The following is a 2,652-nucleotide window of genomic DNA, read 5'->3' as shown; positions in this document are numbered from 1 at the left end:
ATTTTTCCAGATGAAATGGCAAAAATAAAGGTTGGATTATTTGTTTTTTGAAAATAATATTATTTTCTAACAGTCAAATAAGCCTTGTAAAATAAAACCCAATATTACCAACAGAGGCTTTATAAATAATGAAAACATTTTATTGGTATGATTTTGAAACTTTTGACATTAGTCCAAAAACTGGGCGTATTGCTCAATTCGCCGGTATTCGCACAGATGAAGCTCTTAACATTTTAGATGAACAAATGTTTTACTGTAGGCCAACTAACGATTGTCTGCCATCACCTGAGGCCTGTGCAGTAACCAATATTAGCCCACAACTTTGTGCAGAAAAAGGTTTAATAGAACACCAATTTATTCAGAAAATCAATGCTGAATTTACCACCCAAAATACTTGCACAGTGGGTTATAACTCTATTCGTTTTGATGATGAATTTACACGCTATACTTTGTATCGTAATTTTATCGACCCGTATGCTTGGCATTGGAAAAATGGCAATACCCGTTGGGATATTTTAGATGTGGTGCGTCTATGTTATGCTCTGAAAAGAGATTCGAGCCTAAAATGGGTACATAATGAAGAAGGCAAGCCTATATTCAAACTTGACCAACTTGCGCCTGCCAATGGTATTAAGCATAATGATGCACACGATGCCCTAGCAGATGTGCGTGCCACAATTGCCATTGCAAAAATTATTAAGAATACACAACCACAGTTATTTGATTATGCCTTTAGCCTAAGAGAGAAGAAAACAGTTGAAAGTAAAATAAAACCCTTTGAGCCAATGTTGCACACCTCAGGTATGTATCCTGCCACACTCTCTTGCACACGCCTGTGTACTGTATTAGCATACCATCCAGAGTATAACGATCGTGCTATTGTCTTTAATCTGGACCAAGACCCATCACTCTTATTAGAACTTAATATTGATGAATTAAAAAAACTCATATTTACCAAACAATCAGAACTACCAAAAGGGGTGGAAAGGTTGCAAATTAAAGATTTGATTTTCAATAAAAGCCCAATGTTTGTACCAAATATTTATAAACTTGAACCAAAAATTGTCAAGCAATTACAAATTGATATGAATGTTTGTCTACAACGATTAGAATTTATTAAAAATAATCAAAACCGAATTGCCAAAATAGCACAAGATTTATATCGCAATGACCAAGAACGAGCGCCAACTCCTGATGTTGACCAGTCGCTGTATGATGGCTTTATGGATAATGCTGATAGGCGCATCAGTGAACAGATTCAAACACTTGATGCAGAAGGATTAAAGAATTTTCATCCGCAATTTAAAGACGCAAAGCTCAACCAACTACTGATGCGTTTTAAGGCTAGAAATTACCCTGAATCCTTAACCCAAGACGAGCAAGAAGACTGGTTTGAGCTTGTGCAAAGTCGCGTGCAAACGGGGGAGGATGGTTACCTATCAATTGACGAGTATTCTGAACGCATAAATGCTATGCGCCAAGCTCATCCCGATAAAGAAAACCTTTGGCAACAACTAGAAAAATACGCAGAATCGTTTTTTTAAAAGTTAGATAATCACTCATAGTAACCATTGTAGCGTCATTTTGCTATTAATCTGATAATCAGGTATAATGTTGCGCTGAGTTACGAAGAGTACAAAAAATGAACGCCGAAACACGCAGTGAAATATTTGGTAGGTTATTGAAAAAGATACCTGAACCAACAACAGAATTAAATTATTCAACTCCTTTTGAATTATTAGTGGCAGTGACTTTGTCGGCCCAAGCGACTGACAAAAGTGTCAACAAAGTAACTGACGAACTATTCCCCCTTGCTAATACGCCTGAGACGATTTACGAATTAGGCGAAGATGTTGTTAGAGACACTATTAGAACAATTGGCTTATTCAACTCAAAGGCAAAGCATATCGTTCAAGCTTGTAAGATTTTGATTGATAAGTATGACTCTAAAGTGCCTGAAACACGCAAAGAATTAGAAGCCTTGCCTGGTGTAGGTCGCAAAACAGCCAATGTAGTCCTCAACACAGCATTCGGACACCCAACGATTGCGGTTGATACACATATTTATCGTGTTGCCAATCGCACGGCAATTGCCAGCGGTAAAACGGTATTAGAAGTAGAGAAAAAATTAGTGAAATTTATCCCTGATGAGTATCGTGTACCAGCACATCACTTGATGATTTTGCATGGTCGCTATACTTGTAAAGCGCGTTCTCCATTATGCCCTGAGTGTATTTTGCTTGATTTGTGCGAATACGAAGAGAAAAATTTATAAGTGTTTTACACTCAAGATAGAACACAGCAGCGCCAATTCCTTGCCAACGCTTGGCAAAAATTCTTAGATAAAGAGGTACTTGACCCCCTAGAAACTCAACTCACGCAAGTGATTGAAATGCACCCTGAATACCACGCGCTTATTAATAATATAGAATTGAATTATTTTCCAGAACAAGGTGAAGTTAATCCATTTTTACACATCAACCTACATTTGTCACTTAAAGAACAATTGTCTATTAATCAACCCTTAGGTATTCAACAATATTATCAAAAAATATTAAACAAGGTTAAAGACCCACACGAAGTAGAGCACAGAATGATGGATTGCATCGCTGAAATGATTTTTTCTTCACAAAAAAACAACACACCAATGGA

At 36.9% G+C, this 2,652-nt stretch carries 3 protein-coding genes; all 3 read left to right on the top strand.

Annotation, left to right across the window (positions count from 1 at the left end):
• Positions 1-128 precede the first annotated feature (128 nt).
• Positions 129-1,544 (top strand): exodeoxyribonuclease I, encoded by a 1,416-nt coding sequence (sbcB, locus tag BAZSYMA_RS01630; protein WP_090714936.1) that lies wholly within the window; start codon positions 129-131, stop codon positions 1,542-1,544.
• Between the two features lie 98 nt (positions 1,545-1,642).
• Entirely contained in the window at positions 1,643-2,275 is a 633-nt protein-coding gene (gene nth, locus BAZSYMA_RS01625; RefSeq protein ID WP_090714933.1) for an endonuclease III, read from the top strand.
• Positions 2,276-2,652 (top strand): DUF1841 family protein (locus BAZSYMA_RS01620; protein WP_143243054.1); only part of this gene is annotated, 377 nt, incomplete at its 3' end. It lies immediately after the preceding gene.

The organism is Bathymodiolus azoricus thioautotrophic gill symbiont, assembly GCF_001298715.1.
In the GTDB taxonomy this organism is placed as follows: Bacteria; Pseudomonadota; Gammaproteobacteria; order PS1; family Pseudothioglobaceae; genus Thiodubiliella.
The sequence above is the reverse complement of the archived record's forward strand: the minus strand, read 5'-3'. Positions and strand labels throughout refer to the sequence as shown.